Below are 22,475 nucleotides of genomic sequence, written 5' to 3'. Positions count from 1 at the left end.
GCCGATGCGGCCCGACCCAGCGCCTCACCACCCGGAAATCGGCCGGGGGGCGTTTGAGCGCGTGGAAACTAGTGGGCCCTATCATGGGTGTCAACCGCGCACCTCAAAAGAGCGGAAACCCGTTATCTTTCAATAATATATAGGCCGGATGAGGGGGTTGGGAAGGCCGCGGCGCGGCTTCAGGCATAGGCCTTTTTTTCGCGCCTGCGCTGGACCGAAGACGGAATATTGAGTGCTTCCCGATACTTGGCGACGGTACGCCGCGCAATGTCCACGCCCTGGCCCTTGAGAATGTCGACGATATTGTCGTCGGAGAGAACCGCGTCCGACCGTTCGACGTCGATCAGTTCCTTGATTCTGTGGCGCACGGCCTCGGCCGAATGCGCCGCGCCGCCCGACGAGGAGGCGATGGAGGAGGTGAAGAAATATTTCATCTCGAAGATGCCGCGCGGCGTCGCGATGTATTTGTTCGCGGTGACGCGGGAGACGGTCGATTCGTGCATCGAGATCGCTTCGGCGATGGTCTTCAGGTTGAGCGGCTTCAGGTGCTGGATGCCGTGCACGAGGAAGGCGTCCTGCTGGCGCACGATTTCGGAAGCGACCTTGAGGATCGTCCGCGCGCGCTGGTCGAGGCTTTTGACCAGCCAGTTCGCATTGTTGAGGCATTCGGAGAGATAGGCCTTGGCGCTCGGATCGCCGGAGAGCTTCGTCACCTCAGAATAATATTGCTGGTTCACGAGCACGCGCGGCAGCGTCTCGGAATTCACTTCCACCATCCAGCTTCCATCCGCGCGCGAGCGCACGAAAACGTCCGGTATCACAGGCACGACGGGTTCGCCGCCAAAGGCGAGGCCGGGCTTCGGGTTGCAGGTGCGGATGTCCTCGACCATGCCCGCGATGTCCTCGCGGTCGGCGCCGGTGAGCTTCATCAGCGTATCGAAGTCGCGCTTCGCGAAGAGTTCGAGGTTATCGATAAAGGCCTGCATCGCCGGATCGAGGCGGTTGCGCTCGGCAAGCTGCAGCGCGAGGCACTCTTTCAGATTACGCGCGCAGATGCCGGTCGGCTCGAATGTCTGCAGGACCTGCAGAACGGCTTCTACATCCTCGATATCGGTGCCGAGGCGTTCGGCGACTTCCGCGAGGTCGGCGGTCATGTAGCCCGCCTCGTTCACCTGGTCGATGAGGTAAGCGCCGATGAGACGGTCGCCCGCGGTCTTGAGGGCGGTGTTCATCTGCTCGGTCAGATGTTCGGCAAGCGTCGCCTCGCGCGTCAGCGTCGCGGCGAAATCGTAATCGCCGTCGCCCGCGTTTCCGCCGCCGCCCTTCATGTTCTGCCAGTCGGAGCCTGTCGGTCCCGGCGCATCGGCGGCGGACGCCGCCGCATCGTTCTGCGTGTCGGCGCGGGCTTCGTCCGCATAGACATTGTCGTAATCGGTGTCGATGTCGCCGTCGCGGCCGGGCAGCGGCCCGTCATCGCTGAGGGAGAGCGAGGTTTCCGACGTGATGACGGTCTCGCGGTCCGCTTCGGGCGCGGTGCGTTCCTCGGCCGCGCGCTCGGAAGGGTCCTGCGTCGTCGCTTCGAGCAGCGGATTGCGCTCGAGTTCCTGTTCGACATATTCGGCAAGCTCGAGATTGGACAGTTGCAGCAGCTTGATCGCCTGCTGAAGCTGGGGCGTCATGACCAGGGACTGCCCCTGGCGCATCTCGAGTCTCGGTGCTAGTGCCATGTTGTTGTCGGCCCCCCGGCTCTCATTCCTAGAGGCTGAACCGTTCGCCGAGATAGAGCCGCCGCACATCCTCGTTGCCCACGATGGCGGATGGGTCGCCTTCCATGAGCACCGTGCCGTCGTGAATGATGACGGCGTGGTCGATGAGCTCCAATGTCTCGCGAACATTGTGATCGGTGATGAGAACGCCGATGCCGCGATCCTTCAGATGCGCCACGAGATCGCGGATGTCGCCGATCGCGATCGGGTCGATGCCGGCGAAGGGCTCGTCGAGCAGCATGAAGGAAGGTTGCGTGGCAAGGGCGCGGGCGATTTCGACGCGCCGCCGCTCGCCGCCCGAAAGCGCGATGGCGGGCGTGCGCCGCAAATGGGTGATCGAGAATTCGGCCAGCAGGTCGTCGAGTTCGGCCTCGCGGCGGTCGCGGTCCGGCTCGATCACTTCGAGCACGGCGCGGATGTTCTGTTCGACCGTCATGCCGCGGAAGATCGAGGCTTCCTGCGGCAGGTAGCCGATGCCGCGCCGGGCGCGGCGATACATCGGCAGGCCCGTCACATCGTCGCCGTCGAGCGAGATGATGCCGTAATCGGGCTGGATGAGGCCGGTAATCATGTAGAAGACGGTCGTCTTGCCGGCGCCGTTGGGCCCGAGAAGGCCGACGGCCTCGCCGCGCTGGACGTGAAAGCTGACGCCGCGCACGACCGGACGGCCCTTGAAGCTCTTGCCGACCTTGTCGACCCAAAGCCCGGGATTATCGGCGACAAGCTGCGGTCCGCCGCGGTTTTCCGCCTGCGTGCCCTCGCTGTGCCGCTGTGTGCCCGTCGCGCTCGTCATCCGATCCCCACTTCTTAACAATGCCATGAGACGTCACTTGGCATTAAAATTGTATGAAGTGAAGGGATTAACCAAGCCCTGTTTGTATGAAATCAGTTTCCGCCGGGTTGAAACAGGCCTCTGACCCGCCCGGAACCGCCGGTTTCCCCGCTTGCGGCAGGCCCGCCGCCGACCACGCGGGCACGGCCGCTGTTAAGGTCCACGAAGAGTTTCGAGCCCCGGATCACGTTCTCGCCCTGGCGGAGCACGACCGCATCGCCCATCTCGATCTGGCGCGTCGCGATGAGGTAATTCGCCCATTCGCCGCTCGCCGATTGCTGGTCGGGCGAGGAGACGAGGACATTGCCGGTGGCGGCGATTTTCTCGATTCGCGAGCCGCTGCTCTGGCGTTGCGCATAGAAGACGGTGAGCCGGTCCGCCTTCATGCGGATGTCGCCCTGCACGACGCGGACATTGCCGATGAAGGTGGCGGTCTGCTTCGCGTCCTCGACCTCGAGCGAATCCGCCTCGATCTCGATCGGCTTGTTCGGATCGGTGCGGAAGCCGCCAAGCGCGCCGCCGGCGGCCTGGGCCATGGCCGGCGCCGGGAAGACGACCCCCCCGAACACGGGAGCGGTGAAGATAAGTGCGAGTGCTGCGACGCCCGCGCGCGCCGACGTGAAACCTGCCCAGCCCATCATTCGTCCCCTTCGCTCGGCTGATCCGGCAGGATCAGCATTTTTACGTTGCCGTCGAAGCGCAGCACCTGCGTCGCGTGATTGGCGCGCATGCGGTCCGCGCGGAGCGTGCCGAGAGGTCCCTGCCCCGTCACTTCCTTTTCGCTCATGAGCGTATCGCTCTCGAAATCGAGCGTCGCTTCCTCGCCGTGAAACTCATAGCCCCAGGTGGTGAAGATATCGATCCGCTGCGTGAGGTCGAGCGTCTGCGCCTCGGAATTGTACCGTCCGCTCGTCGCGGTCAGCGACAGCCAGTCCTCTTCCTCGTTGAACTTGATGTCGGCATGGATGTTGTCGAGCGTGACGAAGTGAGGGCTCGCCGGATCCTGCGTCGCGTTGTCGGCGGTGACGACATAGGGCTTGCCGTCGCCGGTGACGCCGGCAAGGCGCGGACTGACCATGCGCAGGTCGTTCGGTTGCGTGTCGATCTCGCGGAAGGTGATGTCGAGCTTGTCGTCGCTGTCGAAGACGCCGGAATAGAAAAGGACAACCGCGAGCAGCACGAGCGCGCCGAGCGGCAGCACGAACTTCATCAGCGAGACGAAACGGCTGTAACGGCTGTGGATGGGGCGGTCCTGGACGGCGCGTGGCGGCGCCGGCGTGGCAATGCGCGGAGCGGGCCGCCTCCGCCCCGTGGCCGGATCGCCGCCGGACGGATCGTCGCCGGTACCCTCGCTCATGCCTCTCGCTCCACATCCACCCCGCGCGCAGTATGCGCGGAAGCTCCATAATGCGTCAACGAAGGCGCCCTCCGCTTGACCGGCCGCTTGCCGGCGGGCGTCCCGCTGGGCATCCCGGCCAACGTCAATGGGCGAAGATATCCTCTTCCGGCCAGCCGGCAAGATCGAGCGCGGCGCGGATGGGGAGGAAGGCGAAGCAGGCCTTGGCGAGTTCCGTGCGGCCTTCGCGGGCGAGCATGGCGTCGAGCACCGACTTGATCTCGTGGAGATGGAGAACGTCGGAGGCGGCATAGGCGAGCTGGGCTTCGGAGAGCTTGTCCGCCCCCCAGTCCGAGCTTTGCTGCTGCTTCGACATGTCGATGTTGACCAGTTCCCGCGCGAGGTCCTTCAACCCGTGGCGGTCGGTATAGGTGCGCACGAGCTTGGAGGCGATCTTGGTGCAGTAGACCGGCGCCGTGACGACGCCGAGATAGCGCTGCAGCATGCCGACGTCGAAACGCGCGAAATGGAAAATCTTGAGCACGGCGGGGTCGGCCATCAGCGCCCTGAGCCGCGGCGCATTATAGGTGCCCCGGTCGAGCTGCACGATATGGGCGTTGCCGTCGCCGGCCGAGAGCTGGACCAGGCAGAGCTGGTCGCGCTGAGGATTGAGCCCCATCGTCTCGGTATCGACCGCGACGCTCGTGCCGAAGGAAAGCCCCTCGGGAAGATCGCCCCTGTGCAGCGTGACCGCCATGTTCCGGCTCCGCTTGGCCCCGAAGGGCGGCAGCGGCAGCGGCCGCCGCGAGAAAAGAGTGGTGCCCAGGAGAAGACTCGAACTTCCACGCCCTTGCGAGCGCCAGCACCTGAAGCTGGTGCGTCTACCAATTCCGCCACCTGGGCACGTGCCGTGTTGCTTAAATAGGGCACGTCGCATTGTCAATGGAAGACGATGGGGAAGACGATGGGGAAGACGGCGGGGAAGACGGCGCCCCACGCTCTTTGCCGCGCCGCCCGCATAGGCTATCAAGAGAGCCGGAAGGGGGCCCCCGGGGGCCCCAGGCACGGGCTGGAGCGAAAGGCGAGACGATATGGGCACGGAAACCGGGAACGGGCAGGCGGGCGGACGCGCGCTGCCAAGGGCGAGCACGATCACGGTGTTCGGCGGCTCGGGCTTCCTCGGCCGCCATATCGTGCAGGCGCTGGCAAGGCGCGGCTACCGCGTCCGCGTCGCCGTGCGCCGCCCCAACGACGCGATGTTCCTGCGCCCGATGGGCGTGGTCGGGCAGGTGGAGCCCATCCAGGCCAATATCCGCGACGACGCCTCGGTGCGCGCGGCGGTGGCGGGCGCGGCCGGCGTCATCAACCTGGTCGGCATTCTCCATGAGAGCGGCAAGCAGACATTCGACGCCGTGCAGGCCGAAGGCGCGGCCCGCGTCGCGCGCGCGGCGGCGGAAGCGGGCGTCGCCTCGTTCATCCACGTCTCGGCGATCGGCGCGGACGAGGAGAGCGCCTCGCATTATGCGCGCGCCAAGGCGGCGGGCGAGACGGCCGTGCGCGCTGCCGTGCCCGGCGCGACCATTGTCCGCCCCTCGATCGTGTTCGGACCGGAAGACGGTTTCTTCAACCGCTTCGCGGCGCTGGCGCGCCTGTCGCCCGTCCTGCCGCTGATCGGCGGCGGCACGATGCGGCTGCAGCCCGTTTACGTGAAGGACCTCGCCGAAGGTATCGCCCGCATTCTCGAACGCGACGGCGCGGGCGGCAAGGTTTACGAATTCGGCGGACCGGAAGTGCTGACCTTCCGTGAGCTGATGGAATTGGTCCTGCGCGAGATCGGCCGCAGGGCGCTGCTGCTGCCGATGCCGGCATGGGCGGCGAAGGCGATGGCGTCGGTGACGCAGTTCATCCCCAATCCGCCGCTGACGCCGGACCAGGTGCGCCTCCTCGCCATCGACAATGTGGTGAGCGAGGAAGCGAAGGCGGAAGGCCGCACGCTGCAGGGCCTCGGCATCGCGCCGACATCGGCCGACGTCGTGGTGCCGACCTATCTCTACCGCTTCCGGCGTACGGGACAGTTCGAGAACGTCAACGCGAGTTGAAGGCGAAGCCATGAATATCGGCGAGGCGGCGGCACGCTCCGGCGTGCCCGCCAAGACCATTCGGTATTACGAGGACATCGCGCTGATCGAAAGCGCGGACCGGAGCGCCAACGGCTACCGCTCCTATTCGGATGACGACGTCCACACATTGCGCTTCGTCGCGCGCGCCCGCTCGCTCGGCTTCACGGTGGCGCAATGCCGCGACCTCCTCGCGCTCTACCGCGACCGGAGCCGCTCCAGCGCCGACGTGAAGGCGATCGCGGAAATGCACATGGAGGAGATCGACGGCAAGATCGACGGCCTGCGCGCCATGCGCGAAACGCTCGCCACGCTGACCCGCAAATGCCACGGCGACGACAGGCCCGACTGTCCGATCATCGACGAGCTTGCCACCGGAGCGGCGGCCGGAAAAAACAGATAGAAGAAAAAGACAAACAGAAACGCGAGTTCATGCGCCAGCTTTACCACATGCCGATCTCTCCCGCCTGCCGCAAGGTGCGCCTCGCGCTGACGGAAAAGAACCTCGACTTCGAGCTGGTGGAGGAGCGCGACTGGGAACGCCGCCGCGAATTCCTGATGCTGAACCCGGCGGGCGAAGTGCCGGTGCTGGTGGAAGACGGGGCCGAGCCGATCTCCGGCGCAACCGCGATCGTCGAATATCTGGAGGAGACCTCGACGGAGATGAAGCTGATGCCGTCGGACCCGCATGCGCGCGCGGAGATGCGGCGTCTCATCGACTGGTTCGACCGCAAGTTCGCGGTGGAAGTCTCCGACGGGCTGATCTTCGAAAAGGTGACGCGGCGCTTTTTGAGTTCGGCCGAAGGCGGCGGCGCCCCCGACATGGTGGTGGTCCGCGCCGCGCTTCATAACCTGCGTTATCACCTCGACTATATCTGTTTCCTGATGGAGGAGCGGAACTGGCTCGCGGGCGAGGAAATGACGCTGGCCGACCTCACCGCCGCCGCGCATCTCTCCTGCCTCGACTATGTCGGCGACGTGCCCTGGGCGCAGTACCAGGGTGCGAAGGACTGGTATGTCCGGATCAAATCGCGTCCGGGCTTCCGGCAATTGCTCGCCGATCACGTGGCCGGAATGCCGCCGCCCAAGCTCTATGCCAATCTCGATTTCTGACCGCCCGAAAGAGCTGAACGCATTGCGCGGCGAGCTTCTCGCCCGCGCGAAGGAGGCGGGCTTCGACGATGCCGGCATCGCGCGCGCCGATGCGCGGGACGACCTGCCGGCGCGGCTGGACAAGTGGCTGAAGCAGGGCCGCCACGGCGGCATGGACTGGATGGCGGAGACGGCGGCGCGGCGCGCGGCGCCGGCGACACTCTGGCCCGAGGCGAAATCCGTCATCATGCTGGCGATGAATTACGGGCCGGATACCGATCCGTTGAAAATTCTGGAACAGCGCGACCGCGCGGCGATCTCCGCTTACGCGCAGAACCGCGACTATCACGACCTCGTCAAGAAGCGGCTGAAACAGGTGGCGCGCTGGCTGGCGGAGACGAGCGGCGCGGAGGTGAAGGTCTTCGTCGATACGGCGCCCGTGATGGAAAAGCCGCTGGCGGAAGCCGCCGGTCTCGGCTGGCAGGGCAAGCACACGAACCTCGTCTCGCGCAATCTCGGCTCGTGGTTCTTTCTCGGCTCTATCTTCACGACATTGGAGTTCGAGGCCGACGAGAGGCATGACGACCGCTGCGGCGAGTGCCGCCGCTGCCTCGACGTCTGTCCGACGAAAGCCTTCCCCGCGCCTTATGAACTCGATGCGCGGCGCTGCATCTCCTATCTCACCATCGAGCACAAGGGGCACATTGCGCGCGAATTCCGCGCACCGATGGGCAACCGCATCTATGGTTGCGACGACTGCCTCGCCGTCTGCCCCTGGAACAAGTTCGCGAGCCTCGCGCGGGAAGATGCGTTTCATCCGCGCGACGAACTGCGCGCGCCGCTGCTGGCGGACCTTGCGCGGCTCGACGACCCGTCGTTCCGCGCTTTCTTTTCGGGCTCGCCGATCAAGCGCATCGGCCGCGACCGTTTCGTGCGGAACGTGCTGATAGCGATCGGCAATTCGGGCGAGAAATCGCTCGTGCCCGTTGCGCTGCCGCTGCTCGATGATGCCTCGCCGCTCGTGCGCGCCATGGCGATCTGGGCGCTTTCCCGTCTCGGAGAGGGCGATGCGTTGCGCGCGCAGGCACAGGCCGCGCTCCGAACGGAAACGGACGAGGGCGTGCGGGAAGAGTGGGACTATTGCTTGAGATAGTCCCGCGCGGCGACGGCGGCGGGATGGTTTTCCTGCCCGGTCTGCTTCGCGTAGCGCAGCAGCGTGTTCCAGTCGCCCCAGGCGCTGTGCTTGTCGCCCAGCGCCTTGTGGACGAGGCCGCGTTCGAGCAGCGCGTCGAGACTGTGCGGGCGGAGTTCGACCGCGTGGTTCGCATCGACCAGCGAGGCGCGCGGATAGCCGAGCGTCCGGTTGGCGGCGGAACGGAGAAGCATCGGCTCGGGATAATGCGGATCGAGCGCGAGCGCCTCCGCGGCATCGTCGCGCACGCCGGTCCAGTCCTTCGCGATCGCCTTCACGCGCGCGCGGCCCGCATAATAGGTGGCGTCTTCCGGCATCCGCGCGATGGCATTGTCATAGGCGCGGATGGCGAGCTTCGGAGAACCGGCAATCGCCCATGCGTCGCCCGCCTGCGCATAGATTTCCGAACGCATGGCGTCGTCCGCATTCAGCATCCGCTCGGCGAGATCGAAGAAGGCGCTGCCCGCTTCGCCGGCGCGGCCCATCCCCATCAGGGCCAGCGCCTCGCAATGCATGCCGCCCGCCTCGTCGCCGCCGCCCTTGAGCTTCAGGTTCTGCGCCATGTTGAGCGCGGCGGCGGGATCGTCCGCGACGAGGCCGATGCAGGCGTCGTAGCTCGTCTCCTCCTCCGCGCGCGCCGTTCCGGCTGCGAGGGCGATGGCAAGAGCGAAAAGGGCGGGAAAGACGTGGGCGCTGTGTTTCATGTGGCATAAACTCCGCCAGCGCCGATGCTCTTGCAAGTGAAAGAATGGATAGACGGCATGCGTGGTAAACGGCTTTTCTGCTTCGGCTGCGGCTACAGCGCGCGAATTTTCGCGGGGCGGCTTGCCGGGCGGGGATTCGCGGTGGCGGGCACCTGCCGGAGCGAGGACAAGGCGGCGCGGCTGCGCGAGGCGGGCATCGAAAGTTTCTTGTTCGACGGCGGCAGGCCGCTGGAGAACGCGGCAGAGGCGCTGGCGGGCACGACGCATCTCCTGATCTCGACGCCACCGGTGGAAGAAGGCGATCCGGTTCTGCTGGCGCATGGCGACACGCTGCGCGCGCTGGTGCCCGAAATCGAATGGGCGGGCTATCTCTCGACGACGGGCGTCTATGGCGACCGGCAGGGCGGCTGGGTGACCGAGGAGACGCCGCTCGATCCGGCGGTGGCGCGGAGCGACCGGCGCGCGGCCGCGGAAGCCGCCTGGCAGGCCTTCGCACGCGAGACGGGACTGCCTCTCCACATCTTCCGTCTCTCCGGCATTTACGGGCCGGGCCGCAACCAGCTCCAGGGCGTGATCGGCGGCACGGCGAAGCGGATCGTGAAGGAGGGGCAGATATTCTCGCGTATCCATGTCGAGGACATCGCAAACGTGCTGGAAGCCTCGATGGCGCGGCCCAATCCGGGCGCGATCTACAATGTCTGCGACGACGAGCCGGCGCCCGCGCATGAAGTCGTGGCCTATGCGGCGGAGCTGCTCGGCCGCGAACCGCCGCCGGAAGTGCCTTACGAGAAGGCCGATCTGACGCCGATGGCGCGGAGCTTCTATGCCGCCTCGCGCCGCGTTTCCAACGCGCGCATTCACGAGGAACTCGGTGTAGATTTGCGCTATCCGACCTATCGCGAGGGTTTGCGGGCGCTGCTGGAGACGCTGTGACGCAGGCCATTCTGCCGCAGGTCTTGCATCGTTACACTTCGTATAATGCCGCCGGTTTCACGGGAGGTTTCATGAGCCATCATTTCCACGCCGTCGTCTGGATCGACCATCACGAGGCGCGCATTCTCGAATTCAACGCCGACGACGCGAAGGCGGACAAGGTAACGCTGAAGCATTCGGCGACGCGCAAACATGCACAATTCTCCGGACATTCGAGCTGGCGCGCCTCCGAGGATGCGGGCTTCTTCGACGAGGTTGCGGCGAAGCTCGACGGCATCGGCGAAATCCTGATCGTCGGCCCGGCCAATGCGAAGCTCGGCTTCCTGAAGCGGCTGCAGGCAAAGCATGGCCCGGTGGCGGATCATGTCGTCGGCATCGAGACGGTCGACCATCCGCGCGACGGCGAATTGCTGAACTACGCCAAGGCCTATTTCCGCAAGGCGGACCGGATGCTGCCGCAACTGGATTGATTTGCGGTTTCTTCTTCCCACCCTCCCCTTGGGGAGGGTGGGAAGAATAGCGTCAGGTCTCGATTTCTTTCAGCAGCGTCTCGATCGTCTCCGTCAGCCTTGCGAGGTCGGCGGGTGTTGAAAGCCGGTGGTCGCCCGATTTGCTCAAGCCGATGGTGACGTCATCGCTTGCCAGCGCCTCGACGAGACGCATCGCGTGTTGCCAGGGGACGTCGGGGTCGGCCATGCCCTGCAGGATGCGGACGGGCATGGTGAGCGGTATCCGATTGCCGAGGAGAAGGTGGTTCCGCCCGTCCTCGATCAGCCGCATGGTGATCTCGTAGGGCTCGTCGCCGTAGGCGGACGGTTCGCGGTAGACGCCGTCACGCGCGAGCGCGGCTTTTATCTCGTCCGAAAAACCCTTCCACATGAGCTCTTCGGTGAAGTCCGGCGCGGGCGCGATGAGGACGAGCGCCTTCACGCGTTCGGGGCGCGCCAGCGCGGCAAGAAGCGCCATCCAGCCGCCCATGCTCGAGCCGACGAGAATTTGCGGGCCTTGCGCGAGCGTGTCGATGGCACAGAGCGCATCGTCCAGCCAGCGCGTGACGGTGGCGCGGGTGAACTCGCCGGATGAGGCGCCATGCGCGTAATAATCGAAGCGGGTGAGGTGCCGGTTCACCGCCCGCGCCCAATCCGCCAGCGCCGTCGCCTTGGTGCCCGTCATCTCGGACTTGAAGCCGCCGAGCCAGGTGAGGCCGGTCGGGCCGGACAGGTTTCGCGGCGCGTCGACGAGGCAGGCGAGGCTTTCGCCCGCGCTGCCGTCATGGCCGGGACGGTCGAGCTTGCGGGGCGTTGTGCTGTCGGTCATTGTCTGTGTTCCCTGCAGTCCCGACATACATCCAACAGAGATACGCCGCGTGTCCAATCCTTTCGAAAATCTCTCGCCGAAGCCGACCATCCTGCAGGTCGTGCCGGCGCTTGAAACGGGCGGTGCGGAGCGCACCACGCTCGATGTCGCGCGCGCCGTGGTGGCGGCGGGCGGACGCGCCATCGTCGCGAGCCGGGGCGGGCGCATGGTGCCGGAGCTTCTCGATTCGGGCGCGCTGCATATCGAAATGGCGATGCAGTCGAAGAACCCGGTGGTGATGGCGCTCAATGTCGAACGGCTGGCGCGTATCGTCGAGCGGGAGAAGGCCGATCTCGTCCATGCGCGGAGCCGTGCGCCGGCATGGAGCGCGCTTGCCGCCGCGCGCCGCGCGGGCGTGCCCTTCGTCACGACCTATCATTCGCGCGTTCACACCAGGCCGCGCCTCAAGGTCTTCTACAATTCGGTGATGGTGCGCGGCGACGCCGTGATCGCCAATTCGAAATATACCGCCGGAAACATCCGCACCGTTCACGCGCCCGACGAAGCGCGCATCTTCACCGTGCCGCGCGGCATCGATATCGCGAAATTCGCGGCGGTGACGCCGGCGCGTGTCGAGGCGTTGCGCGCGCGCTGGGGCGTCGATGCGGGCGCGGGCACCGTGTTCCTGCATCCGGCGCGGCTGACGCGCTGGAAGGGGCAGGGGATCTCGGTGGAAGCGGCGCGGCTGCTGTCGGCGCGGGGCATGACGGATTTCACGCTGCTGCTCGCTGGCGACGCGCAGGGCCGCGACAATTACAAGGCGGAACTGGAAAAGGCGATTGCCGATGCGGGGCTCGGCGCCCGCGTGCGGCTGGTCGGCCATGGCGAGGACATGGCGGCGGCCTATGCGCTGGCGGATGCCGTGCTGTCGCCGTCGATAGAGCCCGAACCCTTCGGCCGGACGGCCGTGGAGGCGCAGGCGGCATCGCGGCCCGTCATCGTGAGCGACGCGGGCGGGCAGCAGGAGACCGTCATCGAGGGCGAGACGGGCTTTCGCGTGGCCCCGAACGACGCGGCGGCGCTTGCCGATGCGATGGCCCGCCTGGTCGCGATGGGCGGCGAAGCGCGTGCGGCCATGGGGGCTCGCGGCTACGCGAACGCCGCTACGCATTATTCGGTCGGCGCCATGTGCGACGCGACGCTGGCGATCTATGCGCGGCTGATCGCGCGCAACCGAGGGGCGGCGTGAGCGAAACCGTCATCGCGATCTGGTTCGGCGCCGGGGGGGAGGCTCATGCGGCGGCGGGGCTCGCGGCGATCCGTAGCCGCCATCCCGCCGCGCGGCTCATCCTCCTGACAAGCCTGAAGGCAGCCGGGCCGCACCGCGCCCTAGCCGATGAAACATGGGAGGACGGCGCGGTGAAGGGCGCTTCGGCCTTCCTCGCACGGGCCCGGCGCTTGTCCTGGGCCTCTCCCGCGCATATTTACGACCTGGAAGGGAACCTCGCGACGCGGTTTCTCCGCCTGTGTGTGTGGCCAAGGCCACAATGGCACTATATGAGGCAGGAACGGCATCCCTCCGCCGAAAGCCGCCGCCTTTCTTGACTTGCGGGCGGCCGACTTCAAATCTATAGCTGTGCTGGAACGGACAATGTCCGGCAGGGGGCCCGCTGGCTTCCGTCGCCGATTATGGCGGCCGGACCATCAGAAGGAGAAGAGTTCATAGCTCGCAGACCGATGCAGGCGCCGCCCACCAGAGAGGGCCCGCGCATAAACGACATGATCGATGAGCCGACCGTGTTGCTCATTGATGCCGAGGGCGAAAAGCGCGGCGTCATTCCCACCGATGAAGCGATGAGGATGGCCGAGGAGGCCGGCCTCGATCTGGTTGAGGTATCGCCGAACGCGAAGCCTCCCGTGTGCAAGCTTCTCGACTACGGGAAATTCAAATACCAGGCCCAGAAAAAGGCCAACGAGGCGCGCAAGAAACAGAAGACCGTCGAGGTCAAGGAAATCAAGATGCGCCCGAACATCGACACCCATGATTATGAGGTGAAGATGCGCGCGATGCTTCGCTTCTTCGAGGAAGGCGACAAGGTGAAAGTGACCCTGCGCTTCCGCGGCCGCGAAATGGCGCATCAGGAGCTGGGCATGCTGCTTCTGAACAAGGTCAAGGAAGAGGTCGAGCCGATCGCGAAGGTCGAGCTTTACCCCCGGCTCGAAGGCCGCCAGATGATCATGGTGCTGGCGCCGAAATAACGGCCGCCGCATTCGACGAGAAAGAAGGCCCGATGGTTCTCCACCGGGCCTTTTTCATTTTGCGAAGAGCTTCGAGAGGCGGTCCGGCCGGTCGGTGAGGATGGCTTCCACGCCGAGCGCCGCCAGCCGTTCCATTTCCGCCTCCTCGTCGACCGTCCAGCAGGAGACGGCAAGGCCGAGTTCGCGCGCCAGCGCGGCACTCTCCGGCGTCACGTCGCCATGCCAGGCGAACCAGCCGTCCGCCGGCGCGGCGGCGATGGCACGCAGCATCCGCTCCGCGAATGTGGCGCCCTTCTGCGCCCGCCAGTCGAAACCGGCAACCCAGGGCGCCCCCGAGGCGGAGGCGCGGCGATAGGCCTCGTCCTCCGAGCCCGGCTTGTCCTGCGCGGCGGCGGGGTCTTCGGGATCGAGATGGAAGAAGGGCAGGGTCGTGAAAGCGTTGAGGATGTGCGGTGCGATTTCCTTCGCGCGGGCCAGCGCCCGCCAGTCGAAGGAGACGAAGGTGACGGTGCCGGCCAGATCGTATTCATGCGTGAGTGCGACGGCGGCATCCGCGAGTTCCACGGGATCGGCCGACTGGCTGAGATCGAGGAGCGCGGTCTTGAGTTCCACATAGAGACGGAAGCCGGGCTTCGCGCGCGCCTTGACCAGATCATAGACCTCGGCGAGGAGCGGCACGCGCGCGCCGTCGGCGGGCATCTGGTCGGGATAGCGCGCGCTGTAGCCGGCGCCGGGCTTCAGCCTGCCCACATCGTAGGCAGCGAGTTCCGCGGCGGTGAGGTCCTTGAGAAGCGGCGTCGGCCGCGTCAGCCATTGTCCGTCGGGCCCGCGCGCGATCGCGGGCTTGAGGCTCTCGTCGTGATGCACGGCGAGCTTGCCGTCCCGCGTCAGATGCACATCGAGTTCGATGCCGTCCGCGCCCGCGCCGATCGCGCGTTCGAACGCCGCCATCGTGTTTTCCGGCCAGAGCCCCGCTCCGCCGCGATGCGCCACCTGAAGCGGCTTCGTCATGATCTTTCTCCCTGCGACAAATTCGACACCGTTCGTACCGGAATCGGTTGAAACAAGCCTAGCCGCCGCGCCGCGCCGCCGTCTATCGCGCGGGTTTGCCCCATTTCGGTCTCAACAAGCGTCGCGCCGCGCGCTTCGTCATCATAACGTCGGTGTGTCTTCGTAGTTTGTATATGTCGGCGTCTGGCGAAGCTCTTCGCCTTATTGTAACCTTGGTTTTGGTCGACAATTCAGCCGTTGGGGATGGTGCAAAGCTCTCTCCGGCAAGCAGGGTCGAAACGCCGGATTACGAAGACGCAATTGGTGTCCGTGACAGACCGGTGAATGAAATGACACTCTCAACGCTATGGCGACGGCTTACGAGCCGCAAACGTCGCAGACGCTCCTTTTTCGAGTCTCAGGAAGTCATGCGGCGCGCCGTCGAATCGACGGGTCCGGTGGACATGCGTCTCCTGTCGGACGAGGAGCTTCATTGCGTGCTCGAAACCGACAGCAGCACGCTCCGCCGGCAGGCGGCCGAGCAGGAACTCGCGAACCGTAACGCGCGCCGTCACGGCCACATGCAGCCGGGCCTGCAACACTAAGCGTGCCCCTGCGTCACCTCTCCCCCTCAGGATTTCAGCCTTGTCCCCGGCCGCGCCGGGGGCATACTGGTCCAAATAAAAAATAAATACGGGGAGAGAGTGCGCCATGAAGTTCGGAGTATTTTACGAGCTGCAATTGCCGAGGCCGTGGAACGAAGGCGACGAGCACAGGCTTTTCCACGAGGCGCTTGAGCAGATCGTGCTCGCAGACCGGCTCGGTTACGACCACGCATGGGAAGTCGAGCATCATTTCCTCGACGAATATTCGCACTCCTCCGCGCCGGAGGTTTTTCTCGCCGCCGCCGCGTCGGTGACGAAGAACATCCGCCTCGGTCACGGCATCCGCCAGGTCATCCCGAACTACAATCACCCAGCCCGAACGGCCGAAGGCCTCGCAACGCTCGACATCATGTCAAACGGGCGCGTCGAATTCGGCATCGGCGAAGGCGCGACGCGGCTGGAGCTTGGCGGCTTCAACATTCCCGCGAAGGAAAAGCGCGCCATGGCCATCGAGGCCGGCGAGCAGATCGCCAACATGATGGTGCATGAGCCTTATCCCGGCTTCGAGGGCAAATATTTCTCCATGCCCTGCCGCAACGTGCTGCCGAAGCCGGTGCAGCGCCCCCATCCGCCGATGTGGATGGCCTGCACCAATCGCGACACGATCCGCGTGGCCGCGTCGCTCGGCGTCGGCGCGCTCGCCTTCTCCTTTGTCGATCCGGAAGAGGCGAAGGCCTGGTCGGAAATCTATTACGGCATCATCAAATCGGACGAGTGCAAGCCGATCGGCCATACGGTGAACGCCAATATCGCGATGGTGTCGAACTTCTCGCTGCACGAAGACCGCGCGGAGGCGATCCGCCGCGGCCATGAGGGCTTCGAGTTCTTCGGTTATGCGCTGAACGCGCTGGTCGCGCACGACACGGTGCCCGGCCGTACCGACATGTGGGGCGACTACATCAAGGCGCGCGGCAACCGCACGCAGGAAGTGATCGACGCCGCGAAACGCGCTGAGGCCATCGCGACCGGCATCGGCACGCCGGACGACATGCGCGCCCATCTTCGTGCATTCCAGGATGCGGGCGTCGACCAGGTGATCTTCATGCAGCAAGCCGGCCGCAACAAGCATTCGGACATCTGCGAGTCGCTGGAACTCTTCGCGGCCAAGGTGATGCCGGAGTTCAAGAAGGAAGCGGCCGCGCGCGAAGCGAAGAAGCAGGCGGAACTTGCGCCTTACATCGAGGCTGCCCTGAAGCGGAAAAACTGGATGCGTCCGCTGGAGCGGGACGAGGTGCCGGTGGTGAAGGCGTCTGTGAAACAGGCACAGGTCAACCAGACGAGCGCGGCGGAGTAGCCGCCACCTCGGCTCCGTGTTGCGCGGCGGCGCGGGCTTGAGTATCGTGTATCTACACGAGAAGGAGCCTCCGATGGCCGAAACCGCAGCACTGGAAGCCGAAGTCCGCGAGAATTGCGCGGCGCTCAGGGCGCGCATGGCGGCGCGGAAGCTCACGCGCGCCTATGACAAGGCGCTGAAGCCGGCCGGGTTGAAGATCACGCAGTTCACGCTGCTGATCGCGATTGCGGAAGGCCGCGCGAAATCCATGACGGCGCTGGCGGATATTCTGGCGCTGGAGCGCTCGAGCCTGGTGCGCAATGTGAAGCTTCTCGAGGACGAGGGGCTGATCGAAGCCGCGCCGACCGGCGAGGGCCGCTCGCTGGGGCTTGCCCTTACGAAGGCGGGGCGGAAGAAGCTGACGCAGGCGCTGCCGCTCTGGCGCAAGGCGCAGGACGATGTGGAGACGGCGCTCGGCGCCAACTGGCCGGGCGTGAAGAGGTCGCTGCATCAGTTGATAGCGAAGAGCTGAACGGCGCTCAGGCGTCCACCGGCACGCGGTAGACCGGAAAGCAGCGGCGGATCGCCTGCGCCGTTGCAACGTCTCCCGTCAGCGTTGCGCCGCAGTTCGCCACCGCTTCCTCCACCGTCATTCCGTCGCGGAAAATCCTCCGCAACGTCTCCCATGTCAGACGCAATTCCGCGTCCGCTTTTTCCGGCGCCTGGAATTCCACCTCGACGCGGCTCTGGCGCACGCGGATGGCCGCCGGTTGCGGGCCCTTGTCTTCGATGACGAGCGCGAGCGTGGCGTCGAGACCGCGCGCCTTGCGGCGCTGGAAGGTAAGCGTGAGGCCGAACAGGAAGCTGAAGGGATCGTCGGACGGGATGTTGTAGTCGACGAGCTTCACTTCCTTCGATTTGAGCCGCTGTGGAATGCTCTCCTCGGCATCGGAGCCCTTCAGCACATAGACGGTTTCGGGCTTCGCCAGAAGCGGATCGAGGATGCGCTTGCGGTACTCGACCCGGTCTTCGATGAAGGGCCCGAGCACGTCGGAACCGGCCGGGCAGACGCTGAGGCAATAGGCTGCCTTGTAGCCCGGCTTGAAGGAGAGGCTCTGCCACATCGATACGCTTTCGCCGGGCGTGACGCGCTTGTCGTAATCGTCGGCATCCTCCGCATCGACGACCTGATGCACCCAGTCGACGAAGCCGCCCATGAATTCGCGGTAGTTATGCGTGTAGCAGGCGGAGAAGTTGAAGGAACCGTCCATGCCGATGGCCTCGACCGGGCAGGCGGCGACGCAGAGCTTGCAGTCGAGGCAGGGCGCATAGTCGAGCGGCGCCGACACCGTGTCGACCTCGCGGTCGATGACGATGGTGCCGAGCAGGATGAAGCTGCCGAAGCGTGGATGAATGACGTTGCGGTGGAGCCCCATCTTGCCGAGGCCGGCCGCCTCCGCGATCGGCTTGTGGGAGATGACGCGCATCCCGGCGGGATAGGCCTGCGCCTCCATCGGAAAGGCGGCGGCGGGGTTGACGGCGCCGAGGCCCATTTCTTCCAGCCTGCGCACGGCTTTCCGCGCCACGATGTTCACATCGTCATAGGTCTGGTGGAATTCCTCGTTCGCGACCGAGCGGACGGATGTGCGCACGGTGTCGCGGTTCATCCGGCAGACGAAGCTGACGAGCGACTTCGCGCCGGGGAGCAGCGCGCCGATCCATGCCTGCTGGTCTGCGATGGCAGGATCGGAGACGGCGACGAAGCCGCAATCGTCCGCGCCGCAATCGAGCATCAGCTCGCGGAGGAAGGAGGCCGCGAGCGGGCCGTTATCCTGTATGGCCCGCCCGGCGCGATAGCGCGCCACATCGGGGTGCTCGTCCGTGCCTGCCGCCAGATCGTGTGCCATGTCCATCTCCCGGGATTGCGCATGTTTAGTGTATATACACTAAAAGAAGGGAGATCAAGACGGAGCCCGCAGATGCAGGAAGATTCGGGCGGGAAGCGCCAAAGCGTCACAAAATGGCCGCGCCATCATGGAACCACTTCAGCGCGGGTGCATTTATGGAGAAGACTTGCGCCCGAAGAGGCTCACGACAACCGGGAGAGATACAATGAAGTATTCGGCCAAGCATCTGCTCGGAACGGTGGCGGTCGCCGCCCTGCTGGCAGTGGCGGCATGCGACGACAGCAACGACAAGGAAGCCGCGCAGAACACGACGGAAGAAATGCCGGCGGTGGACAACGCGGTTCCGATGACGAGCCAGCCGGGCCAGGCGACGCCGGGGAACACCGGTATGGCGGACAACACGGCGCCGTCGAGCGACATGCCCGGAAGCCAGATGCCGGACAGCAATCTGCCCGCGGGCGACATGTCGATGGGCGAGGAAGCGGCCGCCGAAGGCACCGATCCGCAGACGATCGCCGGCACGGGCAATGCCGCCAACGATTGTGAGGCCGCGACCGGTGACGATGCACTCGGTGTGTGGGTCGGCCAACCTTATGACGAAGCTCGGGAAGCGATCGAAGCCCGTCAGGGCATCGAAACCGTGCGTGTGATCCGTCCCGGCGATGCGGTCACGCAGGACTTTCGCGAAGGCCGGTTGAACGTCGAGCTGGACGAGGAAGGCAAAATCGCGACTCTCCGTTGCGGCTGAACGGACCTGCGGTGAGGCTCGTCAGCGGACGGGCCTCACCGGATCTTTTCCGTCCCAGTCCACCGCCGCCTTGCGGATATGTTCGAAGAACTTGCCCTTCGCCCCGCTGATGTCGGACATCTCGATAACCGTGCCTGGATGCGTCTCGGTGTCGAAATAGACGAAGCGGCCCTGCGGCCCGCCGATCTGCCCCTCATGCCCGACCTTGTAGCCGGCGGCGAGGGCGCGGTCGTAATCCGCCTGATAATTCTGCGTCCAGTAGGACATGTGCTGCAGGCCCTCGCGGCCCGCATTCAGGAAATCCATGTACATGGAAGGCGCGTCGTTGCGCTGCTGGATGAGTTCGATCTGGAGGTCGCCCGTATTGCCGAGCGCGATGCTCATTTCGACGGGGGACGGCTCGCCCTTGTAGGTGAACCAGTCGCATTTCACGAGATCGATATAATAGAAGGGTCCGATGCCGAGCACTTCCGTCCAGTGCTTCAGGGCGGCGTCGATGTCTCGGACGACATAGCCGTTCTGGCAGACATTTCCGAAAAAGCGGCTCATGAAAATTCCTCTAGATGCCCGTCACGAGAAAATCGACGGCGGCGATGATCTCATACCTCTTGTCTTCCGCGTTTTCGAGAGGGCGCGCGTTGAGCGCGAGCTTCGGAACGGCTGCAAGTTGCTGGATGAGCAGAACGTGGGGCTCGCCACCAACGGGAATCGTTGGATTAAGCCGGGGCACGGCTCCACGGAAGATCCGGGCAGGTACCAGCGGCGCGACGACCCTCGTCCCCAGGTCGCTCAGCAGATTGGCCTGCACCTCGATGACATAAGGGATCGCCGCTTTTGTTCGGGTATCGGGGTTGGCATGAATGTCGAAAAGCGCCATCAGAAGGATCTGAAGCCTTCGGCGAAAACACCATGCTCGCCGACGAATTCATTATAGGCGTCGATGGCCTTTTTGTTTTCCTCGCGCCAGCGCCGTTCCTCTTTTTCCCGGATGCTCTCTTTAAGCGCTTCCTCGAAAAGGGACGACAGATTGACAGCCTCCTCCCGCGCCTTGGCGAGGAGGTCGGCATCGATGCTGAGATTGACGGCTTTCTTTGGCATGCGCATAGAGTATGCGCATGCCTCATGCGCGTCAATCATGCGGATGGCTCGAAATCGCTGCCTTCCGCTTGACCTCGCGGCTTTTTCCCTTATAAATCCGCGCCTTCGGGGCCGCCCGGCTTGTAGGGCATGCCGTGGCCGCCCGTATGCCAAGACCCGGACCCGCCCATATCTCGAATTCCTCAACGAATTCAAGGTCTTCAGCGCGGGTTCCTTTAGAACACGGAGAGCGAAATGCCCAAACTGAAGACCAAGAGCGGGACCAAGAAGCGCTTCAAGCTTACCGCTTCAGGCAAGGTCAAGCGCGGTCAGACCGGCAAGCGCCACGGGATGATCAAGCGGACCAACAAGCAGATCCGGAACAAGCGCGGCACAACGATTATGGCTGATGCCGATGCCGCGCGCGTGATCAAAAACTTCATGCCTTACGCGTGAACCGGAACACCTGAAGAGGATTTGAAAACATGTCGCGCGTCAAAAGGGGTGTTACAGCACACGCCCGCCACCGCAAGATCATCAAGAAGGCGAAGGGCTATTACGGCCGTCGCAAGAATACCTTCCGCACAGCCAACCAGGCCGTCGAGAAGGCCGGCCAATACGCCTATCGCGACCGTCGCACCAGGAAGCGCAACTTCCGCGCGCTCTGGATCCAGCGCATCAACGCCGGTGTCCGCGAGCACGGCCTGACCTATTCGCGATTTATCGACGGCCTCGCCAAGGCTGGCATCGAAGTGGACCGCAAGGTTCTCTCCGACCTCGCCACCCATGAGCCCGAGGCCTTCAAGGCTCTGGTCACGCAGGCGCAGGCCGCACTCCAGTAAGAGTGCCGACGCCTGAGACGCCAGAGCCGGTCACCCGTCGAGAGCCCGCGCGATTTTGCGCGGGCGCATCTCGGGGGTGAGGCGGATCGCCGGTCGACTTCGCTCGCACGCCGTTTCCCTCATGGTCCGGGATGCCTGCACAGATGCAGGGCCCGGCGGTTTGAGTGAACCCGATTGCGCGAAACGATCCTGAGCCGGTGAAACCATGACCGACGATCTCGAAAAGCTCGAAGCGGAATTCGCGAGGGCCATCGCCGATGCGGTGGACAGCGACACGCTGGAAGCCGTGCGCGTGGCCGCGCTCGGCAAGAAGGGCCGCGTCTCCGACCTGATGAAGGGTCTCGGCTCCATGTCGCCGGACGAGCGCAAGGAGATGGGCCCGAAGCTCAACGGCCTGAAAGACCGGCTGACGGACGCGCTGGCCGCCCGCAAGCAGGCGCTGCACGAACAGGCGCTGGAAGCGCGGCTGGCGGGCGAAAAGATCGACGTGACCCTGCCCGCGCGCGAGAACGCGCTGGAGACGGGCCGCATCCATCCGCTCAGCCAGGTCTGGGACGAAGTTGTCGCGATCTTCGCCGACATGGGCTTCGCCGTGGAGCAGGGTCCGGACATCGAGACGGATCACTATAATTTCGGCGCGCTGAATTTCCCGGACGGACATCCCGCGCGGGAAATGCACGACACTTTCTATTTCGAGCCGAAGGCGGACGGTTCGCGCATGCTGCTGCGTACGCATACGAGCCCGGTGCAGGTGCGCACCATGGAAGCGGGCAAGCCGCCCTTTCGTTTCATTTGCCCCGGCCGCACCTATCGCAACGACAGCGACCAGACGCACACGCCGCAGTTCCACCAGATCGAAGGCGTTGTCGTCGACGAGACGACGCATATGGGCCATCTGAAATGGACGCTGGAGGAATTCCTGCGCGCCTTCTTCGAGGTGGACGGCGTCGAACTGCGCATGCGCCCCTCTTTCTTCCCCTTCACCGAGCCGTCGATGGAAGTCGATGTGCGCTGCGCACGCCTTGGCAATGAAATCCGCATCGGCGAGGGCGATGACTGGCTGGAAATTCTCGGCTGCGGCATGGTCCACCCGAACGTGCTGCGCGCCGCCGGCATCGACCCGGAAAAATATCAGGGCTTCGCCTTCGGCATGGGGATCGACCGCATCGCGATGCTGAAATACGGCATCCCGGACCTCCGTGCCTTCTTCGAGGCCGATCTGCGCTGGCTGCGCCATTACGGCTTCTCCGCGCTCGATGTGCCGACACTGGCGGGAGGGCTCTCGTCGTGAAGTTCACGCTGTCCTGGCTGAAACAGCCGCTCGAAACGGAAGCAACGCTCGACCAGATCGTCGAACGCCTGACCATGCTCGGCCTCGAGGTCGAAGGCGTGGAAGACCCGGCGAAGAAGCTCGGCGTCTTCACGGTCGCAAAGGTGCTGGAAGCA

At 64.9% G+C, this 22,475-nt stretch carries 28 protein-coding genes and 1 tRNA gene; 16 read left to right on the top strand and 13 right to left on the bottom strand.

What is annotated here, in order from left to right; genetic code table 11:
• Positions 1–179: 179 nt before the first annotated feature.
• From rpoN to Q8S60_RS11920, 6 genes are all read right to left on the bottom strand, one after another.
• The gene (gene rpoN / locus Q8S60_RS11945) at positions 180–1,727 is read right to left on the bottom strand and encodes an RNA polymerase factor sigma-54 (protein WP_305275675.1); all 1,548 of its coding nucleotides are present in this window, start codon (positions 1,725–1,727) and stop codon (positions 180–182) included.
• Between the two features lie 28 nt (positions 1,728–1,755).
• Positions 1,756–2,559 carry an LPS export ABC transporter ATP-binding protein gene (gene lptB / locus Q8S60_RS11940; protein WP_305275676.1) on the bottom strand — a complete coding sequence of 268 codons (804 nt, stop codon included), beginning with the start codon at positions 2,557–2,559 and terminating at the stop codon, positions 1,756–1,758.
• A 92-nt stretch (positions 2,560–2,651) separates the two neighbouring features.
• Positions 2,652–3,239 carry a lipopolysaccharide transport periplasmic protein LptA gene (lptA, locus tag Q8S60_RS11935; RefSeq protein WP_305275677.1) on the bottom strand — a complete coding sequence of 196 codons (588 nt, stop codon included), beginning with the start codon at positions 3,237–3,239 and terminating at the stop codon, positions 2,652–2,654.
• Complete coding sequence (gene lptC / locus Q8S60_RS11930) at positions 3,236–3,955, bottom strand: LPS export ABC transporter periplasmic protein LptC (RefSeq protein ID WP_305275678.1); 720 nt, start codon at positions 3,953–3,955, stop codon at positions 3,236–3,238. Before lptC ends, lptA begins: the two co-directional genes overlap by 4 nt.
• A 124-nt stretch (positions 3,956–4,079) precedes the next feature.
• Positions 4,080–4,691, bottom strand: a complete 612-nt coding sequence (locus Q8S60_RS11925) for a ribonuclease D (protein ID WP_305275679.1) — start codon at positions 4,689–4,691, stop codon at positions 4,080–4,082.
• A 59-nt stretch (positions 4,692–4,750) separates the two neighbouring features.
• Positions 4,751–4,837 (bottom strand) — tRNA-Leu (locus Q8S60_RS11920).
• 188 nt (positions 4,838–5,025) lie between these two features.
• On the opposite strand from Q8S60_RS11920, the gene Q8S60_RS11915 reads away from it, so the two are divergent.
• The 4 genes from Q8S60_RS11915 to queG are packed head-to-tail and all read left to right on the top strand — an operon-like array spanning position 5,026 to position 8,296.
• Entirely contained in the window at positions 5,026–6,033 is a 1,008-nt protein-coding gene (locus Q8S60_RS11915) for a complex I NDUFA9 subunit family protein (RefSeq protein ID WP_305275680.1), read from the top strand.
• A 10-nt stretch (positions 6,034–6,043) separates the two neighbouring features.
• Positions 6,044–6,454, top strand: a complete 411-nt coding sequence (gene cueR, locus Q8S60_RS11910; RefSeq protein ID WP_305275681.1) for a Cu(I)-responsive transcriptional regulator — start codon at positions 6,044–6,046, stop codon at positions 6,452–6,454.
• A gap of 29 nt (positions 6,455–6,483) precedes the next feature.
• Entirely contained in the window at positions 6,484–7,164 is a 681-nt protein-coding gene (locus Q8S60_RS11905; RefSeq protein ID WP_305275682.1) for a glutathione S-transferase family protein, read from the top strand.
• The gene (queG, locus tag Q8S60_RS11900; RefSeq protein WP_305275683.1) at positions 7,145–8,296 is read left to right on the top strand and encodes a tRNA epoxyqueuosine(34) reductase QueG; all 1,152 of its coding nucleotides are present in this window, start codon (positions 7,145–7,147) and stop codon (positions 8,294–8,296) included. Before Q8S60_RS11905 ends, queG begins: the two co-directional genes overlap by 20 nt.
• Here queG and Q8S60_RS11895 read toward each other — a convergent pair.
• Entirely contained in the window at positions 8,281–9,039 is a 759-nt protein-coding gene (locus Q8S60_RS11895) for a hypothetical protein (protein ID WP_305275684.1), read from the bottom strand. The two genes, queG and Q8S60_RS11895, sit on opposite strands and share 16 nt — an antisense overlap.
• 57 nt (positions 9,040–9,096) lie before the next feature.
• Between Q8S60_RS11895 and Q8S60_RS11890 the strand changes: the two genes are divergently transcribed.
• Both Q8S60_RS11890 and Q8S60_RS11885 read left to right on the top strand, forming a co-directional pair.
• On the top strand, positions 9,097–9,972 hold the full coding sequence (locus tag Q8S60_RS11890) for an SDR family oxidoreductase (RefSeq protein WP_305275685.1): 876 nt from the start codon (positions 9,097–9,099) through the stop codon (positions 9,970–9,972).
• A gap of 71 nt (positions 9,973–10,043) precedes the next feature.
• Complete coding sequence (locus Q8S60_RS11885) at positions 10,044–10,442, top strand: translational machinery protein (protein ID WP_305275686.1); 399 nt, start codon at positions 10,044–10,046, stop codon at positions 10,440–10,442.
• A gap of 52 nt (positions 10,443–10,494) precedes the next feature.
• Here Q8S60_RS11885 and Q8S60_RS11880 read toward each other — a convergent pair whose 3' ends face one another.
• A complete protein-coding gene (locus Q8S60_RS11880; protein ID WP_305275687.1) occupies positions 10,495–11,289 on the bottom strand; it encodes a carboxylesterase in 795 nt (264 codons plus the stop codon).
• A 49-nt stretch (positions 11,290–11,338) separates the two neighbouring features.
• Here Q8S60_RS11880 and Q8S60_RS11875 point away from each other — a divergent pair, with 49 nt between their 5' ends.
• The 3 genes from Q8S60_RS11875 to infC all read left to right on the top strand — a co-directional run bounded on the left by Q8S60_RS11875 (position 11,339) and on the right by infC (position 13,527).
• Positions 11,339–12,517 (top strand): glycosyltransferase family 4 protein, encoded by a 1,179-nt coding sequence (locus Q8S60_RS11875; protein WP_305275688.1) that lies wholly within the window; start codon positions 11,339–11,341, stop codon positions 12,515–12,517.
• Positions 12,514–12,873: a hypothetical protein gene (locus tag Q8S60_RS11870; RefSeq protein ID WP_305275689.1), complete on the top strand. Its 360-nt coding sequence runs from the start codon at positions 12,514–12,516 to the stop codon at positions 12,871–12,873. The genes Q8S60_RS11875 and Q8S60_RS11870 overlap by 4 nt, the downstream gene beginning before the upstream one ends.
• A 132-nt stretch (positions 12,874–13,005) precedes the next feature.
• On the top strand, positions 13,006–13,527 hold the full coding sequence (infC, locus tag Q8S60_RS11865; protein WP_305275690.1) for a translation initiation factor IF-3: 522 nt from the start codon (positions 13,006–13,008) through the stop codon (positions 13,525–13,527).
• A 54-nt stretch (positions 13,528–13,581) separates the two neighbouring features.
• Here the strand turns inward: infC and Q8S60_RS11860 are convergent, their stop codons facing one another.
• Entirely contained in the window at positions 13,582–14,538 is a 957-nt protein-coding gene (locus tag Q8S60_RS11860) for a glycerophosphodiester phosphodiesterase family protein (protein ID WP_305275691.1), read from the bottom strand.
• Between the two features lie 407 nt (positions 14,539–14,945).
• Between Q8S60_RS11860 and Q8S60_RS11855 the strand changes: the two genes are divergently transcribed.
• From Q8S60_RS11855 to Q8S60_RS11845, 3 genes are all read left to right on the top strand, one after another.
• Positions 14,946–15,122, top strand: coding sequence for a hypothetical protein (locus tag Q8S60_RS11855; protein ID WP_305275692.1), 177 nt, complete (start codon positions 14,946–14,948; stop codon positions 15,120–15,122).
• Positions 15,123–15,228: 106 nt separating this feature from the next.
• Positions 15,229–16,476, top strand: coding sequence for an LLM class flavin-dependent oxidoreductase (locus Q8S60_RS11850; RefSeq protein ID WP_305275693.1), 1,248 nt, complete (start codon positions 15,229–15,231; stop codon positions 16,474–16,476).
• A gap of 73 nt (positions 16,477–16,549) precedes the next feature.
• Entirely contained in the window at positions 16,550–16,987 is a 438-nt protein-coding gene (locus Q8S60_RS11845) for a MarR family winged helix-turn-helix transcriptional regulator (RefSeq protein ID WP_305275694.1), read from the top strand.
• Between the two features lie 7 nt (positions 16,988–16,994).
• On the opposite strand, the gene Q8S60_RS11840 is transcribed toward Q8S60_RS11845, so the two are convergent.
• The gene (locus Q8S60_RS11840; protein ID WP_305275695.1) at positions 16,995–18,362 is read right to left on the bottom strand and encodes an epoxyqueuosine reductase; all 1,368 of its coding nucleotides are present in this window, start codon (positions 18,360–18,362) and stop codon (positions 16,995–16,997) included.
• Between the two features lie 205 nt (positions 18,363–18,567).
• Between Q8S60_RS11840 and Q8S60_RS11835 the strand changes: the two genes are divergently transcribed.
• A complete protein-coding gene (locus Q8S60_RS11835; RefSeq protein ID WP_305275696.1) occupies positions 18,568–19,110 on the top strand; it encodes an I78 family peptidase inhibitor in 543 nt (180 codons plus the stop codon).
• 21 nt (positions 19,111–19,131) lie between these two features.
• Here the strand turns inward: Q8S60_RS11835 and Q8S60_RS11830 are convergent, their stop codons facing one another.
• Genes Q8S60_RS11830 through Q8S60_RS11820 form a run of 3 tightly spaced genes read right to left on the bottom strand, consistent with a single transcriptional unit; the run spans position 19,132 to position 20,208 of the window.
• Positions 19,132–19,659, bottom strand: a complete 528-nt coding sequence (locus tag Q8S60_RS11830; RefSeq protein ID WP_305275697.1) for a VOC family protein — start codon at positions 19,657–19,659, stop codon at positions 19,132–19,134.
• 10 nt (positions 19,660–19,669) lie between these two features.
• Positions 19,670–19,987 (bottom strand): CcdB family protein, encoded by a 318-nt coding sequence (locus Q8S60_RS11825; protein WP_305275698.1) that lies wholly within the window; start codon positions 19,985–19,987, stop codon positions 19,670–19,672.
• Entirely contained in the window at positions 19,987–20,208 is a 222-nt protein-coding gene (locus tag Q8S60_RS11820; protein WP_305275699.1) for a type II toxin-antitoxin system CcdA family antitoxin, read from the bottom strand. Before Q8S60_RS11820 ends, Q8S60_RS11825 begins: the two co-directional genes overlap by 1 nt.
• Before the next feature lie 234 nt (positions 20,209–20,442).
• On the opposite strand from Q8S60_RS11820, the gene rpmI reads away from it, so the two are divergent.
• From rpmI to pheS, 3 genes are all read left to right on the top strand, one after another.
• Positions 20,443–20,643 carry a 50S ribosomal protein L35 gene (rpmI, locus tag Q8S60_RS11815; RefSeq protein ID WP_011995132.1) on the top strand — a complete coding sequence of 67 codons (201 nt, stop codon included), beginning with the start codon at positions 20,443–20,445 and terminating at the stop codon, positions 20,641–20,643.
• A 29-nt stretch (positions 20,644–20,672) separates the two neighbouring features.
• Complete coding sequence (gene rplT / locus Q8S60_RS11810; protein ID WP_305275700.1) at positions 20,673–21,029, top strand: 50S ribosomal protein L20; 357 nt, start codon at positions 20,673–20,675, stop codon at positions 21,027–21,029.
• 205 nt (positions 21,030–21,234) lie between these two features.
• The gene (pheS, locus tag Q8S60_RS11805; RefSeq protein WP_305275701.1) at positions 21,235–22,320 is read left to right on the top strand and encodes a phenylalanine--tRNA ligase subunit alpha; all 1,086 of its coding nucleotides are present in this window, start codon (positions 21,235–21,237) and stop codon (positions 22,318–22,320) included.
• Positions 22,321–22,475: the final 155 nt, after the last annotated feature.

Source organism: Parvibaculum sp., from assembly GCF_030694575.1.
GTDB lineage: Bacteria > Pseudomonadota > Alphaproteobacteria > Parvibaculales > Parvibaculaceae > Parvibaculum.
This window is presented reverse-complemented; position numbering and strand designations above follow the sequence as displayed.